This window comes from Pseudomonas sp. 2hn (assembly GCF_019646095.1).
Lineage (GTDB): Bacteria > Pseudomonadota > Gammaproteobacteria > Pseudomonadales > Pseudomonadaceae > Aquipseudomonas > Aquipseudomonas peradeniyensis.
In genome coordinates this window covers 3,451,807-3,476,019 of the sequence record NZ_CP081016.1, presented here as the reverse complement: position 1 = coordinate 3,476,019, position 24,213 = coordinate 3,451,807, and the positions used below count along the sequence as shown (strand labels likewise).

The following is a 24,213-nucleotide window of genomic DNA, read 5'->3' as shown; positions in this document are numbered from 1 at the left end:
AGCCGACGCGATTTCTTGTCGAACCCGGTGCGCAGGGCGTATAAACTCTCCCCACTTTAAGGCCGGTCGCTTCCTGAACCGGCCGCGGAAACAAAGAGAGTCGTTATGGGCGCACAGTGGAAAGCCAAACATAGAGAAACAGCGGCCAATGCCAAAGGCAAGATCATGGGCAAGCTGGCCAAGGAGATCCAGATCGCTGCCAAGTCGGGCGCCGACCCGGACATGAACCCGCGCCTGCGCCTGGCCATCGTCCAGGCCAAGAAAGCCTCGATGACCCGTGAGACCCTGGAGCGCGCGATCAAGAAAGGCGCGGGCCTGGACGGCGAGGCCGTGCAGTACCATGCCGTCAGCTACGAAGGCTTCGCCCCGCACCAGGTGCCGCTGATCGTCGAGTGTCTGACCGACAACATCAACCGCACCGTGGCCCAGATCCGCGTGCTGTTCCGCAAGGGCCAGCTGGGTGCCAGCGGTTCGGTGGCCTGGGACTTCAACCATGTCGGCCTGATCGAGGCCACCCCGGAAGGCGACGCCGACCCGGAAATGGCGGCCATCGAAGCCGGTGCCCAGGACTTCGAGGACGGCGAGGAAGAGGGATCGACCCTGTTCATCACCGACACCACCGACCTGGACGCCGTGCAGAAGGCCCTGCCGGAGCATGGCTTCACCGTCACCTCGGCCAAGATCGGCTACACCCCGAAGAACCCGGTGAGCGCCGCCGGCCTGAGCGCCGAAGCGCTGGCCGAGGTCGAGGCCTTCCTCGAAGCGATCGACGAGAACGAAGACGTGCAGAACGTCTATGTCGGCCTGACCGACTGATCCGCGCGTCATCCTCGCGGGGCAAGCCAACTCCCAGAGCATCTGTGGGAGCGGGCTTGCCCCGCGATCATTTCCGGACCCGTGCCATGCACCCCACCTTCGCCTCCCTCAGCCTCGCCCACCTGCGCACCCTCGACTGCCTCCTGCAGTTGAAGAACCTCAGCCACGCCGCCGAGCGCCTGGGCTGTAGCCAATCGGCCCTGAGCCGCCAGCTGGCCAGCCTGCGCGAGGCCTTCGACGACCCGCTGCTGGTGCGCCAGGGCCGTGGCTATGTGCTCAGCGAGCACGCCGAGGCGCTGGTCGAACCGTTGCGCCAGGTGCTGGAGGAACTCAACGCCCTGCGCCAGCCCGCGGCGTTCGACCCGGCGCGCTGCGAGCGGCGCTTTTGCCTGGCCGCCTCCGACTACGTGGCCGAACACATGCTGCCGCAGTTGGTGAAGGTGCTGGAGCAGGAGGCGCCGGGGGTGTCGCTGGAGTACCGCACCTGGCAGGCCGGGCAGTACGCCTTGCTCGCCAGCGGCGAGATCGACCTGGCCACCACGCTGTTCGACGAGTCGCCGCCCAACCTGCATGGCCGGTTGCTGGGCGAGGACCGGGCGGTGTGCCTGATGCGCCATGATCATCCGCTGAGCGCCCGCGCCGAGTTGAGCCAGGACGACTACCTGGCTTTCAAGCATGTGCGGGTGTCAGGGGGCGGTGACAAGGACAGCTTCATCGACCGTCATCTGCGCGCCCAGGGGCTGCAGCGGCGCATCAGCCTGGAGGTGCCGTTCTTCAGCGCCATGGTCCAGGTGCTTGGTAATGGCCAGGCCCTGGCCACGGTGCCCGAGCACATCGCCCGGCAACTGGCCCGGCTGCACGGCCTCAGTTGGCGGCCGATGGGCTTCATCGACCACACCCAGCGCTACTGGGTGGTGTGGCACCAGCGCCTGCAGGCCTCGGCCGAGCACCGCTGGTTGCGCAACCGGGTGTTCGAGGTGTGGCGCCAGTCGCAGTTCGGCGTGCAGGGTGGGCATGCGCCTTCGCCATAGCAGCTATGCGCGAAGCGGGGTTATTCGCAGGCCGGCAGGCGCCTAGACTGCGGGCATTGTGTTGCCTGTGCCGGCCCTTTCGCGGGGCAAGCCCGCTCCCACAGGATTGCGCGGTCCCTGTAGGAGCGGGCTTGCCCCGCGAAAGGGCCGGAACAGGCAGCGGACACCTCTCAGGAGAACGCGCATGACCCCAGAAGAGTTTCGCCAGTACGGTCACCAACTGATCGACCTGATCGCCGACTACCGCCAGACCGTCGGCGAGCGTCCGGTCATGGCCCAGGTCCAGCCGGGCTACCTCAAGGCCGCCTTGCCTCAGGGCGCGCCGCAGCAGGGCGAGCCGTTCGAAGCCATCCTCGCCGACGTCGACAAGCTGGTGATGCCGGGCCTGTCCCACTGGCAGCACCCGGACTTCTACGGCTACTTCCCCTCCAACGGCACCCTGTCATCGGTGCTCGGCGACTTCCTCAGCACCGGCCTGGGCGTGCTCGGCCTGTCCTGGCAGTCCAGCCCGGCCCTGAGCGAGCTGGAGGAAACCACCCTCGACTGGCTGCGTCAGCTGCTGGGCCTGAGCGGGCAGTGGAGCGGGGTGATCCAGGACACCGCCTCGACCAGCACCCTGGTTGCGCTGATCAGCGCCCGCGAGCGCGCCACTGACCACGCCCAGGTGCACGGCGGCCTGCAGGCCCAGGCCAAACCGTTGATCGTCTATGTCAGCGCCCACGCCCACAGCTCGGTGGACAAGGCCGCGCTGCTGGCCGGTTTCGGCCGCGACAACATCCGCCTGATCCCCACCGACGCGCGCTACGCCATGCGTCCTGAGGCACTGCGCGAAGCCATCGAACAGGACCTGGCCGCCGGCAACCAGCCCTGCGCCGTGGTCGCCACCACCGGCACCACCACCACCACCGCGCTGGACCCGCTGCGCCCGATCGGCGAGATCGCCCAGGCCAACCAGCTGTGGCTGCACGTGGACTCGGCCATGGCCGGCTCGGCGATGATCCTCCCGGAATGCCGCTGGATGTGGGACGGCATCGAGCTGGCCGACTCGGTGGTGGTCAACGCCCACAAATGGCTGGGCGTGGCCTTCGACTGCTCGATCTACTACGTGCGCGATCCGCAGCACCTGATCCGGGTGATGAGCACCAACCCCAGCTACCTGCAGTCTGCGGTCGATGGCGAGGTGAAGAACCTGCGCGACTGGGGCATCCCCCTGGGCCGCCGGTTCCGGGCGCTGAAACTGTGGTTCATGCTGCGCAGCGAAGGGGTCGAAGCCCTGCAGCAACGCCTGCGCCGCGACCTGGAAAACGCCCGCTGGCTGGCCGCCCAAATCGAGTCGGCACCACAGTGGGAAGTACTGGCGCCGGTGCAGTTGCAGACCCTGTGCATCCGTCATCGCCAGGCGGGCCTCGAAGGCGAGGCGCTGGATGCCCACACCCGCGCCTGGGCCGAGCGCCTCAACGCCTCGGGCGATGCCTACGTGACCCCGGCGACCCTCGACGGGCGCTGGATGGTGCGGGTGTCGGTGGGGGCGCTGCCGACCGAGCGCGAACATGTCGAGCGACTGTGGACCCGGTTGCAGGCGGTGGTGGCCGAGTAACGCGGCAAACGCAAGCGCTGGACCCTGTCGCGGGGCATGCCCGCTCCCACGTGTTTGTGGGGGCGGGCTTGCCCCGCGATACGTTCAGCAAGGCTGACAGAGCGAGGCTATTACCCCCCAATAGCGCCTCTATTAGACCTCTGCCCAGGCTCGACTAGTCTTTCTGCTGGTTCCGCAAAAAGCCGGTGCACAGGCGTGCCCGGTCACAACTGATGAGGAGTGGCGCGCTTTCGGGCGCGTCTGTTCCAACACCTGGCAGCGAAAATACAAGAACGCCCGGAAATCTGAATTGAACCGACCCAAAAGGTAGAAGCAGATGGCGAACGAATCGAAATGCCCGTTCCATCAGACCGCCGGTGGCGGCACCAGCAACCGTGACTGGTGGCCTGACCAGCTCAACCTGAAGATCCTCCACCAGCACTCCAGCAAGTCCGACCCAATGGACCCGGACTTCGACTACGCCAAGGCGTTCAAGAGCCTCGACTTCCAGGCCCTGAAAAAAGACCTGACCGCCTTGATGACCGACTCCCAGGACTGGTGGCCGGCCGACTTCGGCCACTATGGCCCGTTGTTCATTCGCATGGCCTGGCACAGCGCCGGCACCTACCGTATCGGCGACGGCCGTGGCGGCGCAGGCTCCGGCCAGCAGCGCTTCGCCCCGCTCAACAGCTGGCCGGACAACGTCAGCCTGGACAAGGCCCGGCGCCTGCTGTGGCCGATCAAGCAGAAGTACGGCAACAAGATCTCCTGGGCCGACCTGATCGTGCTCACCGGCAACGTCGCCCTCGAATCCATGGGCTTCAAGACCTTCGGCTTCTCCGGTGGCCGCGCCGATGTGTGGGAGCCGGACGAAGACGTGTACTGGGGGGCGGAGAAGGTCTGGCTCGGCGGTGACACCCGCTACGGCAAGGACCAGGCCAAGGCCCAGCCACCCGGCCAGGGTGACCTGGTGGCCGAGCCCGCCAAGCATGGCGAAGAACAGAACCGCGACCTGTCGGCCGAGCGCAACCTGGAGAACCCGCTGGCCGCCGTGCAGATGGGCCTGATCTATGTGAACCCGGAAGGCCCGGAGGGCAACCCCGATCCGGTCGCCTCGGGCAAGGACATCCGCGAGACCTTCGGCCGCATGGCCATGAACGATGAAGAGACCGTGGCGCTGATCGCCGGTGGCCACGCCTTCGGCAAGACCCACGGTGCCGGCCCCGCCGACAATGTCGGCGCCGAGCCGGAAGCGGCGGGCCTGGAGCAGCAGGGCTTTGGCTGGCACAACAAATTCGGTACCGGCAAGGGCGGCGACACCATCACCAGCGGCCTGGAAGTGATCTGGACCTCGACCCCGACGAAGTGGAGCAATGAGTACCTCAACAACCTGTTCAACTTCGAGTGGGAGCTGACCAAGAGCCCGGCCGGTGCCCACCAGTGGCGGCCGAAGGATGGCAAGGGAGCAGGGACCGTGCCCGATGCCCATGACCCCGGCAAGAAGCACGCGCCATCGATGCTCACCTCCGACCTGGCGCTGCGTTTCGACCCCATCTACGAACCCATCGCCCGGCGCTTCAAGGACAACCCCGACCAGCTCGCCGACGCTTTCGCCCGCGCCTGGTACAAGCTGATCCACCGTGACATGGGCCCGCTGGCCCGCTACCTCGGGCCGGAAATGCCCAACGAGGAACTGCTGTGGCAGGACCCGCTGCCCAAGGCCGGCCCTCAGCCGAGCGATGCCGATATCACCGCGCTCAAGGCCAAGGTGCTGGCTTCGGGGCTGAGTGTTTCGGAACTGGTTTCCGCCGCCTGGGCCTCGGCCTCGACCTTCCGCGGTTCCGACAAGCGCGGTGGCGCCAACGGCGCGCGGTTGCGCCTGGCTCCGCAGAACGGCTGGACGGCGAACCAGGGCCTGGACAAGGTGCTGACGGCACTGGAGAAGATTCGCAGCGAGGGCGGTAACAAGATCTCCCTGGCCGACCTGATCGTGCTGGCCGGCAGCGCGGCGGTGGAGAAGGCGGCCAAGGATGCCGGGCACAACATCAGCGTGCCGTTCCATCCGGGGCGCGTGGATGCCTCGCAGGAGCAGACCGATGTCGAGTCATTCGCCGTGCTCGAGCCGCTGACCGACGGTTTCCGTAACTTCAGCAAGGCCCGCTACAGCGTCAAGGCCGAGAAGCTGCTGCTGGACAAGGCCCAGTTGCTGACCCTCACCGCACCGGAGCTGACTGTGCTGATCGGCGGCCTGCGGGTGCTCGGCGCCAACCATGGCGGCAGCAAGGACGGCGTGTTCACCGACAAGGTCGGCGTGCTCAGCAACGACTTCTTCCGCAACCTGCTGGACATGGGCGTGGAGTGGAAGCCGACCTCGGCGGACAACGAGGCGTTCGAAGGCCGTGACCGCAAGACCGGCCAGCCGAAATGGACCGCCAGCCGGGTCGACCTGGTGTTCGGCTCCCATGCGCAGCTGCGTGCCCTGAGCGAGGTGTATGGCAGCAGCGATGCCAAGGACAAGTTCGTCAAGGACTTCGTGGCGGCGTGGGTGAAGGTCATGGAACTGGACAGGTTCGACCTGACCTGAGGAAAGGCGTGGGAGATGTTCGTGGGAGATGTTCGTGGGAGCGGGCTTGCCCCGCGATGAGGCCATCAATCGTTCAGGCCATCATCGCGGGGCAAGCCCGCTCCCACGAGAAGCCGCAGGACAATCCGCTACAGGTCCTGCGACACCCCAGGCTGATCGTTGCCTGGAGTGCCCTCATGCAATGAAGCCTGCGAGGTCTCCGGCAAGGCCAACCCGCCCACCAACGCCAGCAACGCAATAACCACCAGGTAGAACGCCGGCGCCAGGCGGCTGCCGCTCTGTTCGATCAGCCAGGTCGCCACCAGCGGCGCGGTGCCGCCGAACAGGGTGTAGGCGACGTTGTAGGTGATCGCCGAGGCGGTGTAGCGGCTGCGGGTGGGGAAACATTCCGACAGCAGCGCGGCGGTGACCACGCCGCTCATCAGTGCGCCGATGGCCAGCAGGATCACCCCCAGCAAGGCTCCCGACAGCGAACCGGAACTGGCCAGCCAGTAGGCGGGGAACACCGCGAGCATCACCCACAGGCAGGTGAAGCCGATGGTCCGGCGCCGGCCGACGCGGTCGCTGAAGGCACCCGCCAGCGGGCAGCCGGCGGCGGCGAACAGCAGGGCCACGGTCGAGACCAGCAGCGCCTGGGCGCGGCTGAGGTGGCCGACCGTCTGCAGGTAGGTGGCGAAGTAGGTGGTGAACATGTAGAACGACAGCGCCGTCAGCGAGATGAACGCGCCGAGGTTGCGGATGGTGCGGCCGTGGTGCCGCAGGGTGTCGCCCAGCGGTGAGTGCGCGTGGGCCTTGCCTTCGGCCAGCGCCTGGCGAAACGCCGGGGTCTCCTCCATGCGCCAGCGCAGGTACAGGCCCACCAGGCCCAGGGGCGCGGCCACCAGGAACGGCACGCGCCAGCCCCAGGCATTCATCGCCTCGGGCGTGAGGCTGGCCTCCAGGCCGTAGGCGATGACCGCCGCGCAGGCGAAGGCGCTGAATGTCGAGACCGGCACGAAGCTGCCGTAGAAAGCCCGCCGGCCCCGTGGCGCGTGCTCCATCAGGTAGGCGCAGGCGCCGGCATATTCGCCGCCCGCGGAAAACCCCTGCAGGCAGCGGGCGAGGGTGAGCAGCACCGGGGCCAGCACGCCGATGCTGGCGTAGGTCGGCAGCAGGCCGATCAGGGTGGTGGAACCGGCCATCAGCAGGATGGTCAGCGACAGGATGCGCTTGCGTCCGAGTCGGTCGCCCAGTGCGCCGAACACGATGCCACCCAGCGGGCGCAGGGCGAAGGCCACGGCGAACACGGCGAAGGTCTTGAGCAGGGCCACGCCTGCGTCTTCGCTGGCGAAGAACTGGCTGGCGATCAGGGTGGCGAGAAAACCGTAGACGGCGAAGTCGAACCATTCGACGAAGTTGCCGATGGCCGAGGCGGCGATCACCCGCCGCAAGGTGGCGGGCGGGACCTCATGGGGGATGGACATGGATGCTCTCCGTTGCTCTGGCAGCCTGGGCGGATGCGGCGCGCTCGGGGCGCGCCGTCGTTGTTCTGCGGCCAGTAGACAAGCGGCAGGGCGAGGAGGCTTTGTCGGGGGCGACCTCCGGTTATCCGTTAGCACCGCCCCCTCGACCTCATGGCCGCACAAACGATCTCGGCACGTGAGGCATCAGTACCAGGGGGGCGATCACCTCGACCTGGTCATTCTCGAACAAGCCTTCGGGCACGGGTGGATAGGTGGTCTGCCAGCATTGGCGCTCGACCAGTTGCGCCAGCTGTTTGAAGTCGGAGGTCACCGTCAGCGGGGGCAGCCGGCTTTGCAAGGCGGGGGAGCTGCGCATGGCCTTGCAGGCGGTGGTTCTGTGACACGGGAACGTCCTTGGTCGAGAGCTTCGGTACCTTCGTGTACCGGGTTGGAAAAACGCTAGTGTCCTGTCTCGGAAATACGTTCTCTTTTGGCAACGCCGGCCGGGCGCCCAAGACGCCGCCAAAAGAGAACGTATTTCCGAGACAGGACACTAGGCCCGCTGGATGAACGAGACCGGGGCGATGATCTTCAAGGAACAGGTTGCGGTCATTCCCGATCGCAACGTGCAGGTAGCGGCCAGGTGTGCGATGCGCGCAGGTCCTTGAGTGACTCGGGAACATCGATCGGCAGTTCGTCAGGACCGAGCAACGCCTCGATTTCACCAACGCTGCGCAGGTACGGGTCGAGGTCGGTGCCCAGCCCGGCCTGGTGCGGGATCCACCAGGCGATGACCTGGGGCTGGCCCTGGTCATTCTCGGTCAGCAGGACCTTCCAGAACACCTCGGGCGTGGCGATGCCGTGGGACGTGACGAAGGCGTCGTTATCCAGCGCAGCGCCGGCATGACCGAACACCACGCCACCGATCACCGTCACCGGGTGCAGGTCGCGGTAGCACTCGGTGAGCAGCTCGGTCTGGTACCACGTGCGGCTGTTGTGCGAAGCCAGTTGCGGGACGATGTTGCTCATCAGGTTGGAGGCATCCATCGCCGCGCGGTCGTCGTCGAAATGATTGTTGGCCGCCAGGTGGCCGCGATGGTAGCCCTTGGGGATCGAATAGGCCTTGGCCGAGCGCTGGCCCTTGCAGCCTTCAGGCAGGCCGTGGTCGACACGGAAGTTGTCGATGCGCTGCAGGTGCCCCTGGTCTTGGCCGAGGGTGAACTGGAAACGATGCGGCTCGCCGCGCAGGCAGTCGTACCAGAGCTGGAAGCGGCCGTGGTCGAGCAGGGTGAGCGGCGTGGTGGCGGGTTCGGGCGCTGGCGGCGAGGGCAGGCGCGGGGCGCAGGAGGTCAGGCTGAGGGCCAGCAGCAGGAACAGCAAACGGCGCATGGCGCGTCTTCCTTGAGCAAAAGCGCGGGATCTTACAGCACTCTGCGAGGGCAGGCTTGCCTTGTGGGAACGGGCCTGTGTGGCGCTTGGGCTTGCCATGCGATGGCGCTGGGAGTGCCGCTCACGATCTTATCGCGGGGCAAGCCCGCTCCCACGAGTCGTTTATTGTTTCGGGAGGGTGCGGTGCGAACGGCCAACGCCATCTGGCTGTCAGGCCGGGCTGTCGATGCAGACGCGGTTGCGCCCCTTCTGTTTGGCCCGATACAACGCCCTGTCGGCATTGCTCAGTGCGTCGCTGGGCTCGCTGCCGTCGCCGGGGCTCCAGCTGGCTACGCCCAGTGAGATGGTGACGCCGCCAACAGGCGCGACAGGTGCGTGCTCGACGCTCAGGCGCAGGTGACCGGCGATGGCGGTTGCCACCTCCAGGCTCGCTCCCGGTAGCATCATCAGGAACTCTTCGCCGCCGGTGCGGCATAGCAGGTCACCCTCGCGACAGGTCCCACGCATCAGGCCTGCCAACTGTTGCAGGACCTGGTCGCCGATATCGTGGCCGTGGCTGTCGTTGATCCGCTTGAAGTGGTCAATGTCCAGCATCACCACGGCAAAACCGCGCTTTTCGGCCTGCAGCAGGCGCAGTGCCTGTTGCAGGCCACGACGATTGACCAGCCCGGTCAGCGGGTCGGTCTGGGCATCACGATTGAGTCGGCCGATACGTTCCTGCAGCAGGTTGACGCCGAACAGCAGTGCGCGCTTGAGCTCGGCGGCCTCGGCATACCAGGCGCGGACCTGGTGGATACGTTCGCTGGTCTGCTGCTGGCCCATGCCCCGGGCGACGCTGGTCAGCTGTCGCAGCGGGTGGGCGATGACCTGTGTCAGCCAGTACAACAGCAGGCAGCCGAGCAGGGCCAACGGCGCGGAAATCGCCACCACATTGAGGACCAGCTGGCGCAGCGGAGCTACGGTCTGGCGCAATGGTTGCTGGGCGACGATGGTCCAGCCGGCGCTCGGCACCGTGGCGAAACCGGCGAGCATCTCGACGCCCTGGCTGTTGACCAGGCGCCGGGTGCCATGGTCGAGGTTCGGCAGGTCGTCCAGCAGTGCGTTGTCGCCGACCAGGGTGCCGACGCGTTTGCTGTCTGGGTGAAACAGCAGTCGGCGGTTGCGATCGACCACATAGAGGTAAGAGCCGTTCTGGTAGAAGTGCGTGCCCAGCAGGCTGTTGAGTAGGTTGCGCTCGCGCAGGTAGAGGCTGCCGCCGATGTAGCCGTGGTAGTTGCCGTTGGCGTCGAAGATCGGTTGCGAGAGCACCACCAGCAGGTTGTCGGCCGCCGACAGGAAAGGCGTGGAGATCAGCGTGTGGCGTGTGCGCAGTGCTTCCAGGGCGCCGGGTGAGGACGCCTGGGTCCCGGCCAGGTGCTGCAGCGGGGCGGGCGAGAGTGCGCGCAAGGTCCCCTTGGCGTCGATCCGCAAGGTGGAGTTGAACAGGTTGCCCTGCTGCTGCAAGCGGTCGATCTCAGCTTGCACCAGGCTGTCGTCGTCCGGGTGCAGGCCAGATTGCCTGGCGCTGTAGGCCAGTTGCTGCAGGGCGTTGCCCAGGGTGGTTTCGGTCACGGCGGCCAGCTTGGCGGCATAGGCCCGGTTGGCTTCCAGGGCGCTGTCTATCAGCAGTTGCCGTTGTACCCGGTAACTGGCGAAGTAGCTGGCCAGCAGCATGACCAGGGCCGTGGTGGCGCAAAGGGCGAGTATGAGGGTGCGCAGGTCGGGGCGCGGTCCGTGCGGGGTGAAATATCGCAAACCTTGGCCTCGTCGGATACAGCGGAAAACGCACCTTACGCGCTTGGCGCAAGGTGGACCATGCTTGAGCGCAATTGCAGGGTTGGAGCACAAAGGGGGCTCCGGTTTCCCACGGAGCTCGCGGAATTATCCGCCCTTGTTATCCAGGCTCAGGGCGCAGTCTGCTCCAGCGCCCGCAGGTCATCCTCGACCTGTTGCATGCGCTCCTGCACCAGTGCCTGGACCTTGGCGTCACTGGCGCTTTCGCGCATCAGCGTGGTGAGCTTCTCGCTCAGGCGCTTGCCTTCCTGACTCTGGCCCAGTTCCCTGGCCTTGGCCGGATCGCGGGTGGCCTGAGTGATGAGGTCGAACTCGGCATCGCTGAAGTGCTCCTCGCTATACAACCTGAACAGGTCCTGGCGCTGGTCGTCGACGGTCAGGTGCTTGCGCAGCACGTCCTTGATCTTGTCCTCGGGCACCTGCGCATGGGTCATGGCCAAGAGCCCTGCCATGCGCTCGATGTTGTGGTCGTAGGCTTCCTGCAGGGGCAGGTTGGCGAGGATCTTTTCCTCGCGGCTGGGTTTCTGGTCGCAGGCGGCGAGGGCGCCGAGCAGCAACACGGGGAGCAGTAGACGAGGCAGGCGGGGCATGGCGGGGCCTTGGGCACGGTAAGGCCTGGAAGTGTACTGCAAACCCGTGGCGGAGGAATCAGCGTTGCAGTGGATTGCGCAGGCGCACCCATAGGATCGCCGGCAGGGCCATCAGCAGCCATTTCAGGTAGCGGTTCACTTCGTAGTGTTCGCAGGCGACGCCGATGAGGGTGCAGACCACCACCACGGCCACGAACTGGATCATTCTTTCCATCAGCAGGTTTCCATCATTGCAGGGGCCGGAAGGGCCGCGGGGCGCACTGTAGCAGGTGGCGCAGGCAGTGCAGGTCGGTGCCACACGGCGTAACACTTTTGCGCCGCCGTTGGGCGCCAGGTTGGCTATTGTGCGGCAATCCCGGCAGCCAAGGAAGGTAACCCCATGACCCTCTACAAAGGTGGCTGCCTGTGCGGCCGTATCCGTTTCGCCGCCAGCGGCGAGCCGCGTTTTCCGCATACCTGCTCGTGCGGGCAGTGCCAGCGACATTCCGGCAGCCTGACCCTGTGCTGGGTGGAGTTCGACAAGGCGGCGGTCGCCTGGACCGGGGAGGGTGGCTTGCCTGCGCTGTATCGCTCGTCCGAGGGCTCCTGCCGTGCGTTCTGTGCCACCTGCGGCAGTTCCCTCGGGGCCATTGACGATGCGCCGACGGTGGCCTTGCTGCTGGGCTGCTTCGATGCCAAGGGTGACCAGGCCCTGCGGCCGAGCTCGCATTCGTTTCGGGCTTGTCGGCCGCGTTGGTGGAAGGTGGGGTGATGGTTGGGGATTGGGGGGAGGCTGACAGGTGTTCGGCGAAGGCCTTGCAGCGCCTGTGAGATCGAGCGCCGCCCGCGCGGCGCATCGCGGGACAAGCCCGCTCCCACATCTGTTTTGGGCCAGTCTGTCCTGTGAGGTTATCACTGTCCGCCTTGGCGCATGCCTCAAGTCGTGCGGGGCGGCAGTGATGCCCACGCTGAAACCGCGTCGTACCAACAGGGCGGACCAGGTAATGGCACAGGAGAAATTGGCCCGAAACAGATGTGGGAGCGGGCTTGTCCCGCGATGCGCCGCGCGGGCGGCGCTCGATCTAATAGGCGCTGCAAGGGGCGTGGCGAGCACCTGGTGGCCTTGATGCGGTCAATAACCCTCGCGTCCAAGACCTGGAAAGGGCCACGAAGCCCCCCCAGCCATTTCAGGCACGAAACCGCAGCACCCGCGCCCCATCATACGGATCGACCAGGTAATGAGACTGAACTCCAAACGTCCCCAATAACCGCTCCGGCGTCAGCACCACTTCAGGCTTCCCCAAGGCAACCAACCGCCCTTGGTCCAGGACAGCCAACCGGTCACAGGTCAATGCCTGATTCAAATCATGCAAGGCCACCAGGGTCGTCACCGGCAGCGCTTGTACCTGCCGCAACAGGCTCAGCTGATGCTGGATATCAAGATGATTGGTCGGCTCGTCCAGCAGCAGCACCTGCGGCCGCTGGGCCAGGGCCCGGGCGATGTGCACGCGCTGGCGTTCGCCGCCGGACAGCTCGCCCCACAAGCGCCGACGCAGGTGGCCGGCATCGGCGTCGGCCAGCGCCTGTTCGACGATGGCACGGTCGTCCGCGCCGAACGGCGCCAGGGCCGACAGCCACGGCGTGCGGCCGAGGGCCACGGCGTCATACACACTGATGGCGTCCAGGGTGTCGGCCTGCTGTTCCACCAGCGCCAGGCTTTGCGCAACGCGCCGACGCGGCATGCGCTCCAGCGCCTCGCCCAGCAAACGCACGCTGCCACTGCTGGGCGTGCGCAGGCCGGCGAGCAGCTTGAGCAGGGTGGACTTGCCCGAGCCGTTGGGGCCGACCACGCCGAGGGTTTCGCCGGGCATCACGCTCAGGTCGATCCCCTGCAGCACTTCGCGGCCGCCCAGGCGCAGGCCCAGGCCCTCGCAAGCGAGTGGGGCGTCGGCGAGGGTGGCCATCACGTTCATGGACGCCCCCGGCGGCTGACCAGGATCAACGCGAACACCGGCGCGCCGATCAAGGCGGTGACCACGCCCACGGGAATTACCTGGCCGGCGATCAGGGTGCGCGAGAGGATGTCGGCGACGATCAGGAACAACGCGCCGCCCAGGGCGCTGGCCGGCAGCAGGCGGCTGTGCCCGGGGCCGAGCAGCAGGCGCAGGGCGTGGGGGATGACCAGGCCGACGAAGCCGATGGCACCGACGATCGAGACCATCACCGCGGTCACCAGCGCCGTGCAGCTGATCAGTAACAGTTGCGTGCGCCGCACCGGCACGCCCAGCGAGGCCGCCGAGTCGGCGCCGAAGGTGAACGCGTCCAGCGCCCGGCGGTGCCACAGGCACACCGCCAGCCCGACCAGGGCCACCGGCAGCGCCAGCCACACCGCTGGCCAGCGCACGCCGCTGAGGTTGCCCAGCAGCCAGAACAGGATGCCCCGGGCCTGTTCGGCGGTGGCAGACTTGGTGATCAGAAAGGCCGTCAGCGCGTTGAACAGCTGCGAGCCGGCGATGCCGGCGAGGATCACCTGCGCATTGTCGTGGCGACTGCCGCTGGCCCGCGACAGCACCAGCACCAGGGCGAACGCGGCCAGCGCGCCGATGAAGGCACCGGCCGACAGCGACAGCACCGCGCCACCGAGGCCGAACAGCCCCACCGCCACGGCGCCGGTCGAGGCGCCCGCCGACAGGCCCAGCAGGTACGGCTCGGCCAGCGGGTTGCGCAGCAGCGCCTGGAGGATCACCCCGCAGGTCGCCAGCCCCGCGCCGCAGGCGGCGGCCACCAGGGTGCGCGGCAGGCGGTAGTTCCAGACGATGCCGGCGTCGATCGGGTCGAGCGCATGAGCGGCCTGCCACAACTGGTTGGCCAGCACCTGCCAGACCACCTCGGTGCTGATCCGCGTCTCGCCGATGGCGATCCCGCCGAGCATGGCCAGGCACAGGGCGAACAGCGCGAAGGCGCCGATGGGCAGCAAACGGTTCATGGTTGTGGCGCTTTACCGCTGGCAAAGGCGCTGGACAGCACCTCCAGGCCACGGAACAGGCGGATGCCGGCCTGCATGGCGTCGGCGTCGAGGACGATGATCCGGCCTTGCCTGACCGCGTCCATGTTGCGGGTCACCGGGTCGCTGCGCAGGAACTCGAGCTTTTTCCGGTAGTCGTCGGCGGGGTAGCGGCGGCGGTCCATGCGCGCGACGATCAGCCAGGTGGGGTTGGCCCTGGCCAGGGTCTCCCAGCCCACCGCCGGCCATTCTTCGCTGGACTCGACCACGTTGCGCACGTCGAGGGTCTGCAGCATGAAGTCGGCCACGCCCTGGCGGCCGGCGACGTAAGGGTCGACCTTGAGGTCGGCGCTGGAGAACCAGAACAGCGCGCTGGTGTGGCTCAGGTCCTGGCCGGCCAGGCGCTGCCGGGCCTGGTCCAGCTGGCCCTTGAGCTCGGCATTGAGGCGTTCGCCGCGATCCTGCACGTCGAAGATCTCGGCCAGCTGGCTGACGCTCTTGTAGATGGTGTCGATCCTGAACGGCTGCAGGCGGGTACCGTCGGCGCCCACCAGGTTGTCCTTGCCTTCGCAGTCCGAGGGTAGCAGGTAGGTGGGGATGCCCAGCTCCGCGAACTGTTCGCGGGTGCCGACCGCGCCCTGGGGGCCGACCATCCATTCGAACTGCGCCGTCACCAGCTGCGGGCGCTTGCCGACCACCGCCTCGAAGCCCGGTTCGTTGTCCGCCAGGCGCTCGACCTTGTCGTTCTGCGCCTTGAACTCGGGCAGCACGTTGTTGAACCACAGCGAAGTGCCCGCCAGCCGCTCCCCCAGGCCCAGGGCATAGAGCAGCTCGGTGCCGGCCTGGCCGATGGTCACCGCGCGCTGCGGGGCCTGGGCGAAGGTCTGCGGCAGGCCGCAGTTGTCGACGGTCAGCGGGTAGCGGGTGGCGTCGGCGTGGGCCAGGCCCGCCAGTGACAGGCCGGCGAGCAGGGTGGCGAAGCGGTGCGGCATGGTGGGGCGATCTCCTGTCGGGTGGTGCACGGAATGGCCCACGGACAGGCATCGCCAGGCGTCGTGCGGCAAGCACGCGGCCAGGGGCGGATGACCATCCCGGACACCCCGCCGGTTGGTGAATGCGTGCCGGCAGGTCTCCTGACTGGTGCGTCCTGGCCGGCGCCGGCCTTCCCGGGTTGGCAGACCCAGTGGCATCGATGGCGCAGGCTCGGCACCTACAGTTGCGGGGGCAGTTCCCTTTGGCCCGCCCTCGGCGCGCCCGGGATTCCCTTTTGATTCCGTGTGGAAACCGGCGGGCGGCATGGTAGACCATCGGGCCATCGGCTGAAAACGCTTTTACAGGTACTTGAGCCAGGCGATGTCGCGCCGCCGCGCCTTGAGCCGGGCGAAGCCGCGCACCGGCAGGTACAGGGCGATCGCCAGCAGCACCGCGACCAGCCACACCGCGCCGATGCCGTCGAAGCCGAAATGACTGCCCTGGTTCAGGCCGAACAGCGCCACGCAGGCCACATACAGCAGCTTGAGCACATACAGGTGCAGCAGGTAGAAGAACATCGGCGCGGAGCCGAACACTGCCAGCGGGCCGATCCAGCGAGCCTCGCCGGCCCGCTCGAAACCGCGCAGCAGCAACAGGCCGACGCCCAGGGTAATGGCCAGGAACAGCAGCGACGGCGGGTACTTGGTGATGTTGAAGAAGCTCATCAGCGTTTGGCCGACGCTGGGGTAGAAGGCCCACGGCGCCTCGCCGTAGCCGTTGAGCAGACGCAACACGACAAAGCCGAGCAGCAGCATCACGCCGCCCAGCAGCAGGCGCTGCTGGCGCTCGCCGGCATCGCTGCCGCGGCTGAACCAGGGGCCGAGCCCATAGCCCAGGGCGATCACGCCGACCCACGGCAGCACCGGGTAGGAGGTGCGCAGGCGCAGGTTGTCGGACAGCTCCAGCCAGCTGCGCTCGTGCAGGATCGCCCAGGGCACATGCAGCGCCGAGTGCGGCGCGAAGTGCAGGCCATCGAGCAGGTTGTGGCCAGCGACGATCAGCGCGCCCAGGGCCAGCAGCAGCGGGCGTGGCAGCCACACCAGCAGCGACAGGGCGATCATGCTCAGGCCGATGGCCCAGATCACCTGCAGGTAGATCACACCCGGCGGCAACTGGAAGGTCCAGGCGAAGTTGACCAGGGTGAGCTCCAGCAGCACCAGGAACAGGCCGCGCTTGAACAGGAACGCCGCTACATCGCCCCGGCCCTGGTGCTTTTCCCCGTATAGCCAGGCCGACAACCCGGTGAGCAGCACGAACACCGGCGCGCACAGGTGCGCCAGGGTGCGGCTGACGAACAGGCTGGGGTCGGTGGCGTCGATCGCGTCGATGGTCATCGGGTCGCTGACCTGGCGGTGCAGGAAGAAGGTTTCGCGCACGTGGTCCAGCAGCATGAACAGGATCACCAGGCCGCGCAGGGCGTCGATGCTGTGCAGGCGTTGGCTGGGGAGGGCGGTCGGGAGGCTGGTCATCGAGGCGGGTCGCAGGCAGGAATAACATTCAAATGAAATGTTATTTTATTTCATTTGTTTGTGCCTGGATACAGGCATGCGCTGGCACTCCACTTGAATCAGCCCTGAATCAGCGGCCCCAGCCGCTCGGCCAGGGCCTGGACCGTCGCGCTTACCTTGGGCAGATGCCCGCGGTTGCGGCGCCAGGCCAGGTTGATCGGCAATCCCTCCATCGCGTACTCCGGCAACACCTGCTGCAAGGTCCCGGCGTCGAGCTGGCGCTGCACCAGCCAGGTCGGCAGTTGGGCGATGCCGTGCCCGGCGCTGATGGCCAGGGCCTGCCCCTCGGCATCGCCGATGGCCAGGCGGCCCGGTATCGGCCGCAGCTGCGCCAGGCCCGGGCGAGCACCGGCGAAGTGCAGGGCCGGCGTGCTGCCGTCGGCGCAGGCGTAGAGCACGCAGCCCTGGGCCTGCAACTGTTGCAGGTCGCGGGGCGTGCCGTGTCGGGCGAGGTAGGCGGGGGCGGCGCAGAACACCAGGCGCTGGCTGCCCAGGTAGCGGTGCTCGATGCCCGGCTGCCAGGTCTGTGGTCCACCGATGCGCACGACGATGTCGATGCCGTCCTCGGCCAGGTCGACGAAGCGGTCGGAGAGGGTGATGTGCGGTTGCAATCGCGGATGCAAGGCGGCGAAGTCGAGCACGGCGGGCAGCCCGTGCAGGCGGCCGAAAGTGGCCGGCAGGTCGATGCGCAGCTTGCCGCAGGGGGTCTTGTGCTCGTCGTTGAGGGCCAGTTCGGCCTCTTCGATTTCCGCCAGCACGCGGGTGCAGGTGCGGTAGTAGTCGGCGCCGCTGTCGGTCAGGGCCAAGCGTCGGGTGGTGCGCTCGAACAGGCGCACCTGCAGGCGTTTCTCCAGGCGGGCCACGCCCTTGCTCACGGCGGAGCTGGTGAGGCTCATGCGCTCGGCGGCGGCGATGAAACTGCCGGCGTTGGCCACGCTGACGAAGAAGTCGATGTCTTTCAGGCGTTCCGAGGCGGACATGGCGGGGGTTCGCGATTACTGAATATGGTTCACTTGATAAGGGAATATCTACCAGTAATCGGAACAAGATTCCAGATTAAGCTGGCCTGCCATTCATCGAGGATTGCAGTAGATGTCCACCTCCAGCTTGACCCATGCCACCTTGACGCGGCCGGCACCGCGCGTGGGGCTGTCGATCGGCCTGTTCGCCGTCGGCGGCTTCGCGGTGCTGACCACCGAGTTCCTGATTCTTGGCCTGCTGCCTGCGCTGGCCCGCGACCTTGGACTGTCGGTCGCGGGCGCGGGCCAGTTGGTCACCCTGTTCGCGGTGACCGTGATGCTGTTCGGGCCACCGCTCACCGCCTGGCTGTCGGCCCTGCCACGCAAGGGGCTGTTCATCGCCATCCTGCTGCTGTTCGCCGCTTCCAATGCGCTGTCGGCGCTGGCGCCGAACGTCTGGGTACTGGCCCTGGCGCGGTTCCTCGCCGCACTTGCCCTGCCGGTGTACTGGGGCACCGCCAGCGAAAGCGCCGGGCAACTGGCCGGCCAGGGGCGCGAGGGCTGGGCGGTGGCGCGGGTCTACCTGGGGATCACCGCGGCATTCGTCTTCGGTATCCCGCTGGGCACCCTGGCCGCCGGGCTGGTCGGCTGGCGCGGCAGCTTCTGGTTGCTCGCCGGGCTGTGCCTGTTGGTGGCGCTGCTGATGTGGGCCTGGCTGCCGCCTCTGCCGAAGGTTCCGGCCCGCGTCGCAGGGGAGCGGCAGACGGTGATTCTCAAGGACCGTCGTTTTATCGCCCATGTGCTGCTTTCGGCGCTGGTGTTCACCGCCATGTTCACTGCCTACACCTACCTGGCCGAGATCCTCGAGCAGCTCGCCGCCGTGCCGGCCAACGCGGTCGGTTGGTGGCTGATGGGCTTTGGCCTGGTGGGCATGCTCGGCAACGCCCTGGCCGGACGGATCGTCGATCGCAGCCCGCTGCGGGCCACGCTGCTGCTGTTGGCGATGCTGGCCTTGGGCATGGGCCTGGTCACCCCGGTGATCGGCAACCCGCTGCTGCTGGTGGGCGCCCTGGCCCTGTGGGGCATCGCCTACACGGCGCTGTTCCCGGTGTGCCAGGTGCGGGTGATGCGCGCCGGCGCCAAGGCCCAGGCCCTGGCCGGGACCCTCAACGTGTCGGCGGCCAACGCGGGTATCGCCGCCGGTGCCGCGCTGGGGGGCGCGGCGATCCAGGGGCTTGGTCTGGCTGCGTTGGGGTATGTGGCCTGTGGGTTTGCGGTGCTGGCGTGGGTGGCCACGTTGGTACTGCAACGGAGCGAGTGAGGCTTGTTCCACTCTCCAGCCAATGCGCGTTTATGCCTTGGCTGGGACGGCTGCCGGGTTTGGGATGCCAGCAGGGCGACTTGTTGCAATCCTGCCGTTCCTTATTCGATCAGCCAGGCAGGATCGCCTTCAATCAGGACTCCGCCATGGCTGGTCTTGTCTCCCTGGCGCGCCGCAGGGCTGCCCTCAATGAGCGTATACGCGGCACCGATCTCGATGATTGCACCGTAACTGAGCTCATCCCCTATGCGTACGATTGCACGACCATTCACTACGGCACTGCCCGCGCCGCTGATGACGGTGCCTTCCCCGTGAAAAGGGCAAAGGTGGCGATGGTCGACTCGGGCGGTGACCAACGAGTCAGTTCACCCTCATTTGCGCTTCCTTTTACTTGGCTGGACAGGGGCTTGCTCGAAGGCCTCCGGTGGATGAGGTGCTGCCCGGACATTGAAGAGTCGGCAGACGCCATACCAGCAGAGGGCGAGGCCGAAGTTGTAAGGGAACAACACGGCCCAGAACGGCAGTTGCCAGTTTTTCTTGCCCTGCATTTCTCCGGGCTCGCCGGTTCGCCAGGGGGCGTAGTGGCGCCAGGCTTCTGCCGGGGTCAGGCAGATGGCATGAAGCGGTCGGTGCCACCAGTTGGGTTCGCCGGGAGGAGGGAGTTTGGCTGGGCCGTGGTTCATGAAGTGGCGAAGGTATTCCCAGACTTCGGCGACGTGTTTGATGCCGGGTTCGGTGGGTTCGTTGCTGTCGACCCATAAGCAATCTTTTTGGTGCAGGCTGCCATCCTCCCGAGGTGGGGCGAAGGCGAGTGCATAACTGGTGCTGAAGGATGAGCCGCCGAATTCAGTGCGTTGGAATACGCCTCCGTATAAGTTTTTCCAATTAAAGGTTATAAGTTTTTTGCCGCGCTGATAGTAAATTACCTTGGTTGAGCAGTTGAAGTAAAATCCAGAGAGGTTTCTTATAAAATAGATTCGGTAAAGCAGGAAGGGGAGAAAAATTAAGGGTGCAAGTGTCATCATGGCTATGAAAGCAAGATCGAGGGTGTCGAAGTTTAATATTTTGATTGATAGAAAATTTGGGTAAATACCAGTCATTACCCCGATGATTAATGCGGTATACAGTTTTCCCATAAATACGGAGTCTGTTACCCAGGGGTTTCGTAGGCATAATGTATCTCCAGAGAGACTTGCTAATTGTCCAGTAATGGCGGGTTTGTATCCGGAGCTCGAATTTATATTGAGTGCCCAAATAACTGGCATGGTTAGCGCTCGAGACGAAAAATTGAATTAACCTCATTTCCTTCATTCAAGCCTTGATTTGAGCTATAGGCTAAATGCAGTGAGGCATGGGTTTGGTTGTTGATCGTGTTTTTAAAGTTAAGAATTAAGCCGGCGCCTATAACGTAGCAAACAGCAGCAAGTGGAAAGACGACCATTTCACCGTCTTCACGAAGGCTGCTCAAGCTACCTGACCATTCGCTTGTGCCTACGATGAAACCCGGTAGGAATACTGTGAATTCCACGGTGGGTTGTGGGGTGGTGACTTCGTTATGGGTGATAGCAGCCCAGTTTGCTGGCGCCCAATAATTATTTTCATGCCAACCACTGTCGACCCCGGTTATACCAAAGGATTGCGCCTCTTCTGCAGATATTAACCTTGGTCCGTAATGCACATCGTGCCAAGCTTTGAGTTCTTCTTGGATTGAAGGAAATGTTGGGAGTCTTTTTTCATGATCCAGAACGATTTCGGCATGCACCTCGCCATCGTTTTTACGATTGCCGAAAATGCTCCGTGCTGCCCAGAACTCAATAGGGGAGTGCAGGTGCGCATGTGCCTGGGCGTGAAGGTATAAGCCTCCGGCAATAATCGCTATTCCTAGAAGCACTAGCCCAGCTGCGGCCCACCCGGCAAAGGGCACTACTGATGTAGCTCCCGCAACTGCGAGTCCCGCCTCAAGGGCGACCACAGAACCAGCGGCCATGGTCAGTCCACCGCTAGCTGTATAGACAGTGGCAGTTAAATTACCGTTGTTGTACTGACGAAACGCTTTTAAGCCGTCTGATACTAACCCAAAGCCAATTGCAGGGTAGCCTGCTAAACGAGCAAACAGATTACTCCCCAAAAACTTGATCACGCCGTTACCAAACGCCATCCCCGGCGCCGTCGAACTCAATCTCAGCATCACCGCCTTCTGCGTTGCGCGTACGCTAACCAATGTCGCCGCGGCTGCACCAATTACACCGAAAATAGATGCCGCAAACCCCAAGGTGTATTCCGGCGCATTGCTTTTCTGCAGGCTGTTGTAAGCCGTCTTCAGCGAGATCACGTTGAACCACAGCATTCCGGCGTTCAGACCACCGCCTCCGCCCGACGTAAGCAACCCGAGCAAGTTGGGTTTAACCCGCGCAGTGGTGGTCAGCTCAACCGCCACCGTCCGATTGCCCGAAATACGCAGCTGCTTCATTTCCTCAACCTGCGCCATGCCGCTCTTCAAGTACCGCTCCACCTCCTGGCTGAACGGGTTTCCACGGATGGTCTGGTCGGTGATCTGGTAACGCGCCGCCAACAGCCCCAGCGCTTTCTCGGCATTGGCCTCACGCGCCGCCAGCAGTACTTGCTGACGCAGGGTATGGCTGGCATCCCAGCGGGTCTGGCCACGCAGGCGTTTGAGCACCACGGCGTTGACGGACTGGGCCGTGAGATCGGTGATGTCGGCAATGGCCGGGAAACGCCCGGCCAGCCCTTCGATGACATTGTCGCTGCCCCCCAGCACACTGCCGGCCGCATCGGCTTTGTCCTTGAAGGGGTTGAACGGCGCCAGGGCGGTGTAGAGCGGGCTGTCGTGCTGGTCCAGCCACTGTTCCAGGCGTTTGAAGCGCCGGTCTCGGTCTTCGGTACCGGGTGTCGGCTGGCCCATCGGGTAGATCAGCAGGGCCAGGGCGATTTCCAGGCCACGGGCCGAGATGCGTTCGTTGCGGTCATAGCACGCCAGTGCGGCGGCCAGGCTGTAGGGGTCATCGATATGCGCAGCTTCGGCCGTGGCCAGCCACGCGTCGTGATCATGACTGGCTTGCAGGGCAAGGTTGCGCAGGCCTGCAATGCGCTGTTCCAGCTCATCACGTTCGGCGAGGAACTGCAGGTATTTGTCGGTATCGATGCGCAGCGCCAAGCGCGCACCGTTCGGGGAATAGTCCTCGTGAGTGAGGGCTCGGTAACGTGCCTCGGCCGGAGAGAGAGGGCGCCCTGTGCGGGTGGACTGCAGCCTTGTCTCGACCACTTCGGTAGTGGGCATATCCGCCGGGTACATCGTCTCCAGGGTTTTGTTCAGCAACAGGGCGACCAGGTTGCGATGGTGAAAATCACGGCTCTGCTGGCTGAGGCGTTCTGCATCCAGCTGGTAGCACGCCGGTACGCCTGCCTGCTCTGAGCCTTGCGCGGGCTTGGTGTGTTCCAGTTGCTCGGCGGGCATCAGGTCGTGCAGTTGGTGCTGGTAGGCCGAGACCGACAGGCTCAGGTCCAGGGCCACGCCTTCAGCATCCGCCAGCGCCACCACCACCGGTATTTTCGGCTGGGTGCTGGGATAGTCCCGGGCAATGGCGTTGAGCCTGCCGACGGACAAGGTGGTTGTGGACGCGTGGCTGCTCCAGGTCAGGGACATACGCCGGCTTGCCGGTTTGTAGTCTTCGACCCAGTTTTGCAACGCACTGAGCGGCAGTACATGGGGCTGGGTGGAGGGGGCCTGGTTGCCGGCAATCAGCTTGGCCATGTCCAGTTGGCGCATATGCCGTTTGCGCAGGGCTGCTGAAGCGGTGATGCGGGCAGTCGTGGCGTTGGTCCACAGGTGCGGGCTGTAGCCGATCCACACTTCCTTGGCGGTGTCCGGGCGGGTGTCGGCCCATACCCAGCCCATGCTCTGGTTGGCCAGATAGCGTTCGCGCAAGTGGTAGTCTTCCAGCCCTTGATAGCGCAGCTCCTGGTAATGTCCTTCGCCGTCGTACTCATGAATGACCAGCTTTTCGCCCTGGGGGCCTTTCATGAACACGTAGATGTAGCCTGGGCGCAGCGCGCGCAGGGTGTAGGACGAGTGCTGCAGCGGGGCGAAGCCTTGTTCCAGATTGAAGCCTGCGCCTGCGTAGCGGTACGCCGGGGCATCGCCCGTACGCGGCACGATGGCATAGCGCACCGGCAGGATGGGCACGCGTGGGCTGCAGGCGGGGCCGGAGGTGGCGCTGTTGGCAGAAACGTCGGTCATTTACGCTGCCTTTTGGTTGAGCGTACTGGGGCTTCGTCGAAGGCCTCAGGCGGAGGCGGTGCTGCCCGGACATTGAAGAGTCGGCAGACGCCATACCAGCAGAGGGCGAGGCCGAGGTTGTAGGGGAACAACACGGCCCAGAACGGCAGTTGCCAGTTCTTCTTACCCTGCATTTCTCCGGGCTCGCCGGTTCGCCAGGGGGCGTAGTGGCGCCAGGCTTCTGCCGGGGTCAGGCAGATGGCATGAAGCGGCCGGTGCCACCAGTTGGGTTCGCCGGGAGGAGGGAGTTTGGCTGGGCCGTGGTTCATGAAGTGGCGAAGGTATTCCCAGACTTCGGCGACGTGCTTGATGCCGGGTTCGGCGGGTTCGTTGCTGTCGGTCCAGAGGCAATCTTTTTGATGGAGACTTCCGTCTTTTCGACGGGGTGCGAATGCAAGTGCATAGGAGGTGGTGAAAGATGAACCACCAAACTCTGTGCGCCTGAAAAGACCACCTCCAGTATTGCTCCACTCGAAGACGAATACCTTCTTAAAACGTTGGTAGTAGATTTTTTTTGTTGAGCGGTTGAAGCAAACGCTTGATAAGCCTTTGATGAACCATATTCGGTAAAATAGAAATGGAAGGAAGGTGAAAGGCATAAGCACCATTCCGGTCATTAGTATGGGCTCAAGTAAAAAATCCTTCCAGCTGACGCTAGAAAATAGAAATGGGTAGAAGCCGATCATTAATCCAATAATCATTGCGCAGTAAAGTTTTCCCATGAATACAGAGTCTGTTACCCATGGGTTGCGTAGGCATAAAGAGTTTTTGGATATGTTTAATAGCTGTCCACCAATGGCGGGTTCGTACCCTGAGCATGAGGTTGAGTTAAATAGCCATATGGTTGCCATG

Annotated in this window: 21 protein-coding genes and 1 riboswitch; of the genes, 6 read left to right on the top strand and 15 right to left on the bottom strand. The window is 65.0% G+C overall.

Annotated elements, in window-relative coordinates:
- The first annotated feature begins 105 nt into the window (after positions 1-105).
- From K2O50_RS15585 to katG, 4 genes are all read left to right on the top strand, one after another.
- Entirely contained in the window at positions 106-816 is a 711-nt protein-coding gene (locus K2O50_RS15585) for a YebC/PmpR family DNA-binding transcriptional regulator (protein ID WP_028688730.1), read from the top strand.
- Positions 817-902: 86 nt separating this feature from the next.
- A complete protein-coding gene (locus tag K2O50_RS15580) occupies positions 903-1,847 on the top strand; it encodes a LysR family transcriptional regulator (RefSeq protein ID WP_050705911.1) in 945 nt (314 codons plus the stop codon).
- Positions 1,848-2,031: 184 nt separating this feature from the next.
- The gene (locus K2O50_RS15575) at positions 2,032-3,444 is read left to right on the top strand and encodes a DOPA decarboxylase (RefSeq protein ID WP_050705910.1); all 1,413 of its coding nucleotides are present in this window, start codon (positions 2,032-2,034) and stop codon (positions 3,442-3,444) included.
- A gap of 316 nt (positions 3,445-3,760) precedes the next feature.
- Complete coding sequence (gene katG, locus K2O50_RS15570) at positions 3,761-6,007, top strand: catalase/peroxidase HPI (protein ID WP_050705909.1); 2,247 nt, start codon at positions 3,761-3,763, stop codon at positions 6,005-6,007.
- Between the two features lie 128 nt (positions 6,008-6,135).
- On the opposite strand, the gene K2O50_RS15565 is transcribed toward katG, so the two are convergent.
- The 6 genes from K2O50_RS15565 to K2O50_RS15540 all read right to left on the bottom strand — a co-directional run bounded on the left by K2O50_RS15565 (position 6,136) and on the right by K2O50_RS15540 (position 11,475).
- Positions 6,136-7,470 (bottom strand): MFS transporter, encoded by a 1,335-nt coding sequence (locus K2O50_RS15565; protein ID WP_050705908.1) that lies wholly within the window; start codon positions 7,468-7,470, stop codon positions 6,136-6,138.
- A gap of 148 nt (positions 7,471-7,618) precedes the next feature.
- Positions 7,619-7,825 carry a hypothetical protein gene (locus K2O50_RS15560; protein WP_050705907.1) on the bottom strand — a complete coding sequence of 69 codons (207 nt, stop codon included), beginning with the start codon at positions 7,823-7,825 and terminating at the stop codon, positions 7,619-7,621.
- Between the two features lie 233 nt (positions 7,826-8,058).
- Positions 8,059-8,838 (bottom strand): DNA/RNA non-specific endonuclease, encoded by a 780-nt coding sequence (locus K2O50_RS15555; protein WP_050705906.1) that lies wholly within the window; start codon positions 8,836-8,838, stop codon positions 8,059-8,061.
- Positions 8,839-9,048: 210 nt separating this feature from the next.
- A complete protein-coding gene (locus K2O50_RS15550; RefSeq protein ID WP_082337760.1) occupies positions 9,049-10,551 on the bottom strand; it encodes a sensor domain-containing diguanylate cyclase in 1,503 nt (500 codons plus the stop codon).
- Between the two features lie 230 nt (positions 10,552-10,781).
- Complete coding sequence (locus K2O50_RS15545) at positions 10,782-11,261, bottom strand: hypothetical protein (RefSeq protein ID WP_050705905.1); 480 nt, start codon at positions 11,259-11,261, stop codon at positions 10,782-10,784.
- Positions 11,262-11,319: 58 nt separating this feature from the next.
- Positions 11,320-11,475 carry a hypothetical protein gene (locus K2O50_RS15540; RefSeq protein ID WP_155952705.1) on the bottom strand — a complete coding sequence of 52 codons (156 nt, stop codon included), beginning with the start codon at positions 11,473-11,475 and terminating at the stop codon, positions 11,320-11,322.
- A 165-nt stretch (positions 11,476-11,640) separates the two neighbouring features.
- Here K2O50_RS15540 and K2O50_RS15535 point away from each other — a divergent pair, with 165 nt between their 5' ends.
- On the top strand, positions 11,641-12,012 hold the full coding sequence (locus K2O50_RS15535; RefSeq protein WP_050705904.1) for a GFA family protein: 372 nt from the start codon (positions 11,641-11,643) through the stop codon (positions 12,010-12,012).
- A 415-nt stretch (positions 12,013-12,427) separates the two neighbouring features.
- Here K2O50_RS15535 and K2O50_RS15530 read toward each other — a convergent pair whose 3' ends face one another.
- From K2O50_RS15530 to K2O50_RS15510, 5 genes are all read right to left on the bottom strand, one after another.
- A complete protein-coding gene (locus K2O50_RS15530; RefSeq protein WP_050705903.1) occupies positions 12,428-13,213 on the bottom strand; it encodes an ABC transporter ATP-binding protein in 786 nt (261 codons plus the stop codon).
- Positions 13,210-14,226: an iron ABC transporter permease gene (locus tag K2O50_RS15525; protein ID WP_050705902.1), complete on the bottom strand. Its 1,017-nt coding sequence runs from the start codon at positions 14,224-14,226 to the stop codon at positions 13,210-13,212. Before K2O50_RS15525 ends, K2O50_RS15530 begins: the two co-directional genes overlap by 4 nt.
- The gene (locus K2O50_RS15520; RefSeq protein ID WP_220689828.1) at positions 14,223-15,236 is read right to left on the bottom strand and encodes an ABC transporter substrate-binding protein; all 1,014 of its coding nucleotides are present in this window, start codon (positions 15,234-15,236) and stop codon (positions 14,223-14,225) included. Before K2O50_RS15520 ends, K2O50_RS15525 begins: the two co-directional genes overlap by 4 nt.
- A gap of 113 nt (positions 15,237-15,349) precedes the next feature.
- Positions 15,350-15,548: riboswitch (cobalamin riboswitch) on the bottom strand.
- A 27-nt stretch (positions 15,549-15,575) separates the two neighbouring features.
- Positions 15,576-16,745: a DUF1624 domain-containing protein gene (locus K2O50_RS15515; RefSeq protein ID WP_050705900.1), complete on the bottom strand. Its 1,170-nt coding sequence runs from the start codon at positions 16,743-16,745 to the stop codon at positions 15,576-15,578.
- A 98-nt stretch (positions 16,746-16,843) separates the two neighbouring features.
- Positions 16,844-17,764, bottom strand: a complete 921-nt coding sequence (locus K2O50_RS15510; protein WP_050705899.1) for a LysR family transcriptional regulator — start codon at positions 17,762-17,764, stop codon at positions 16,844-16,846.
- Positions 17,765-17,876: 112 nt separating this feature from the next.
- Here K2O50_RS15510 and K2O50_RS15505 point away from each other — a divergent pair, with 112 nt between their 5' ends.
- Positions 17,877-19,064, top strand: a complete 1,188-nt coding sequence (locus K2O50_RS15505; protein ID WP_050705898.1) for an MFS transporter — start codon at positions 17,877-17,879, stop codon at positions 19,062-19,064.
- Positions 19,065-19,165: 101 nt separating this feature from the next.
- Here K2O50_RS15505 and K2O50_RS15500 read toward each other — a convergent pair whose 3' ends face one another.
- Genes K2O50_RS15500 through K2O50_RS15485 form a run of 4 tightly spaced genes read right to left on the bottom strand, consistent with a single transcriptional unit; the run spans position 19,166 to position 24,212 of the window.
- Positions 19,166-19,420: a PAAR domain-containing protein gene (locus K2O50_RS15500; protein ID WP_082337758.1), complete on the bottom strand. Its 255-nt coding sequence runs from the start codon at positions 19,418-19,420 to the stop codon at positions 19,166-19,168.
- A gap of 15 nt (positions 19,421-19,435) precedes the next feature.
- Positions 19,436-20,329: a hypothetical protein gene (locus K2O50_RS15495; protein ID WP_220689827.1), complete on the bottom strand. Its 894-nt coding sequence runs from the start codon at positions 20,327-20,329 to the stop codon at positions 19,436-19,438.
- 2 nt (positions 20,330-20,331) lie between these two features.
- A complete protein-coding gene (locus K2O50_RS15490) occupies positions 20,332-23,322 on the bottom strand; it encodes a T6SS effector BTH_I2691 family protein (RefSeq protein WP_220689826.1) in 2,991 nt (996 codons plus the stop codon).
- Positions 23,319-24,212 carry a DUF6708 domain-containing protein gene (locus tag K2O50_RS15485; RefSeq protein WP_082337755.1) on the bottom strand — a complete coding sequence of 298 codons (894 nt, stop codon included), beginning with the start codon at positions 24,210-24,212 and terminating at the stop codon, positions 23,319-23,321. Before K2O50_RS15485 ends, K2O50_RS15490 begins: the two co-directional genes overlap by 4 nt.
- Between the last annotated feature and the right edge of the window lies 1 nt (position 24,213).

What these genes read in the sequence shown, in the direction of transcription:
- K2O50_RS15565 (WP_050705908.1), bottom strand. Translation starts at nt 7,470, where the DNA reads ATGTCCATCCCCCATGAGGTCCCGCCCGCCACCTTGCGGCGGGTGATC.
- K2O50_RS15560 (WP_050705907.1), bottom strand. Translation starts at nt 7,825, where the DNA reads ATGCGCAGCTCCCCCGCCTTGCAAAGCCGGCTGCCCCCGCTGACGGTG.
- K2O50_RS15520 (WP_220689828.1), bottom strand. Translation starts at nt 15,236, where the DNA reads ATGCCGCACCGCTTCGCCACCCTGCTCGCCGGCCTGTCACTGGCGGGC.
- katG (WP_050705909.1), top strand. Translation starts at nt 3,761, where the DNA reads ATGGCGAACGAATCGAAATGCCCGTTCCATCAGACCGCCGGTGGCGGC.
- K2O50_RS15585 (WP_028688730.1), top strand. Translation starts at nt 106, where the DNA reads ATGGGCGCACAGTGGAAAGCCAAACATAGAGAAACAGCGGCCAATGCC.
- K2O50_RS15540 (WP_155952705.1), bottom strand. Translation starts at nt 11,475, where the DNA reads ATGGAAAGAATGATCCAGTTCGTGGCCGTGGTGGTGGTCTGCACCCTC.
- K2O50_RS15505 (WP_050705898.1), top strand. Translation starts at nt 17,877, where the DNA reads ATGTCCACCTCCAGCTTGACCCATGCCACCTTGACGCGGCCGGCACCG.
- K2O50_RS15515 (WP_050705900.1), bottom strand. Translation starts at nt 16,745, where the DNA reads ATGACCAGCCTCCCGACCGCCCTCCCCAGCCAACGCCTGCACAGCATC.
- K2O50_RS15525 (WP_050705902.1), bottom strand. Translation starts at nt 14,226, where the DNA reads ATGAACCGTTTGCTGCCCATCGGCGCCTTCGCGCTGTTCGCCCTGTGC.
- K2O50_RS15510 (WP_050705899.1), bottom strand. Translation starts at nt 17,764, where the DNA reads ATGTCCGCCTCGGAACGCCTGAAAGACATCGACTTCTTCGTCAGCGTG.
- K2O50_RS15580 (WP_050705911.1), top strand. Translation starts at nt 903, where the DNA reads ATGCACCCCACCTTCGCCTCCCTCAGCCTCGCCCACCTGCGCACCCTC.
- K2O50_RS15495 (WP_220689827.1), bottom strand. Translation starts at nt 20,329, where the DNA reads ATGCCAGTTATTTGGGCACTCAATATAAATTCGAGCTCCGGATACAAA.
- K2O50_RS15535 (WP_050705904.1), top strand. Translation starts at nt 11,641, where the DNA reads ATGACCCTCTACAAAGGTGGCTGCCTGTGCGGCCGTATCCGTTTCGCC.
- K2O50_RS15485 (WP_082337755.1), bottom strand. Translation starts at nt 24,212, where the DNA reads ATGGCAACCATATGGCTATTTAACTCAACCTCATGCTCAGGGTACGAA.
- K2O50_RS15530 (WP_050705903.1), bottom strand. Translation starts at nt 13,213, where the DNA reads ATGAACGTGATGGCCACCCTCGCCGACGCCCCACTCGCTTGCGAGGGC.
- K2O50_RS15555 (WP_050705906.1), bottom strand. Translation starts at nt 8,838, where the DNA reads ATGCGCCGTTTGCTGTTCCTGCTGCTGGCCCTCAGCCTGACCTCCTGC.
- K2O50_RS15550 (WP_082337760.1), bottom strand. Translation starts at nt 10,551, where the DNA reads ATGCTGCTGGCCAGCTACTTCGCCAGTTACCGGGTACAACGGCAACTG.
- K2O50_RS15545 (WP_050705905.1), bottom strand. Translation starts at nt 11,261, where the DNA reads ATGCCCCGCCTGCCTCGTCTACTGCTCCCCGTGTTGCTGCTCGGCGCC.
- K2O50_RS15575 (WP_050705910.1), top strand. Translation starts at nt 2,032, where the DNA reads ATGACCCCAGAAGAGTTTCGCCAGTACGGTCACCAACTGATCGACCTG.
- K2O50_RS15490 (WP_220689826.1), bottom strand. Translation starts at nt 23,322, where the DNA reads ATGACCGACGTTTCTGCCAACAGCGCCACCTCCGGCCCCGCCTGCAGC.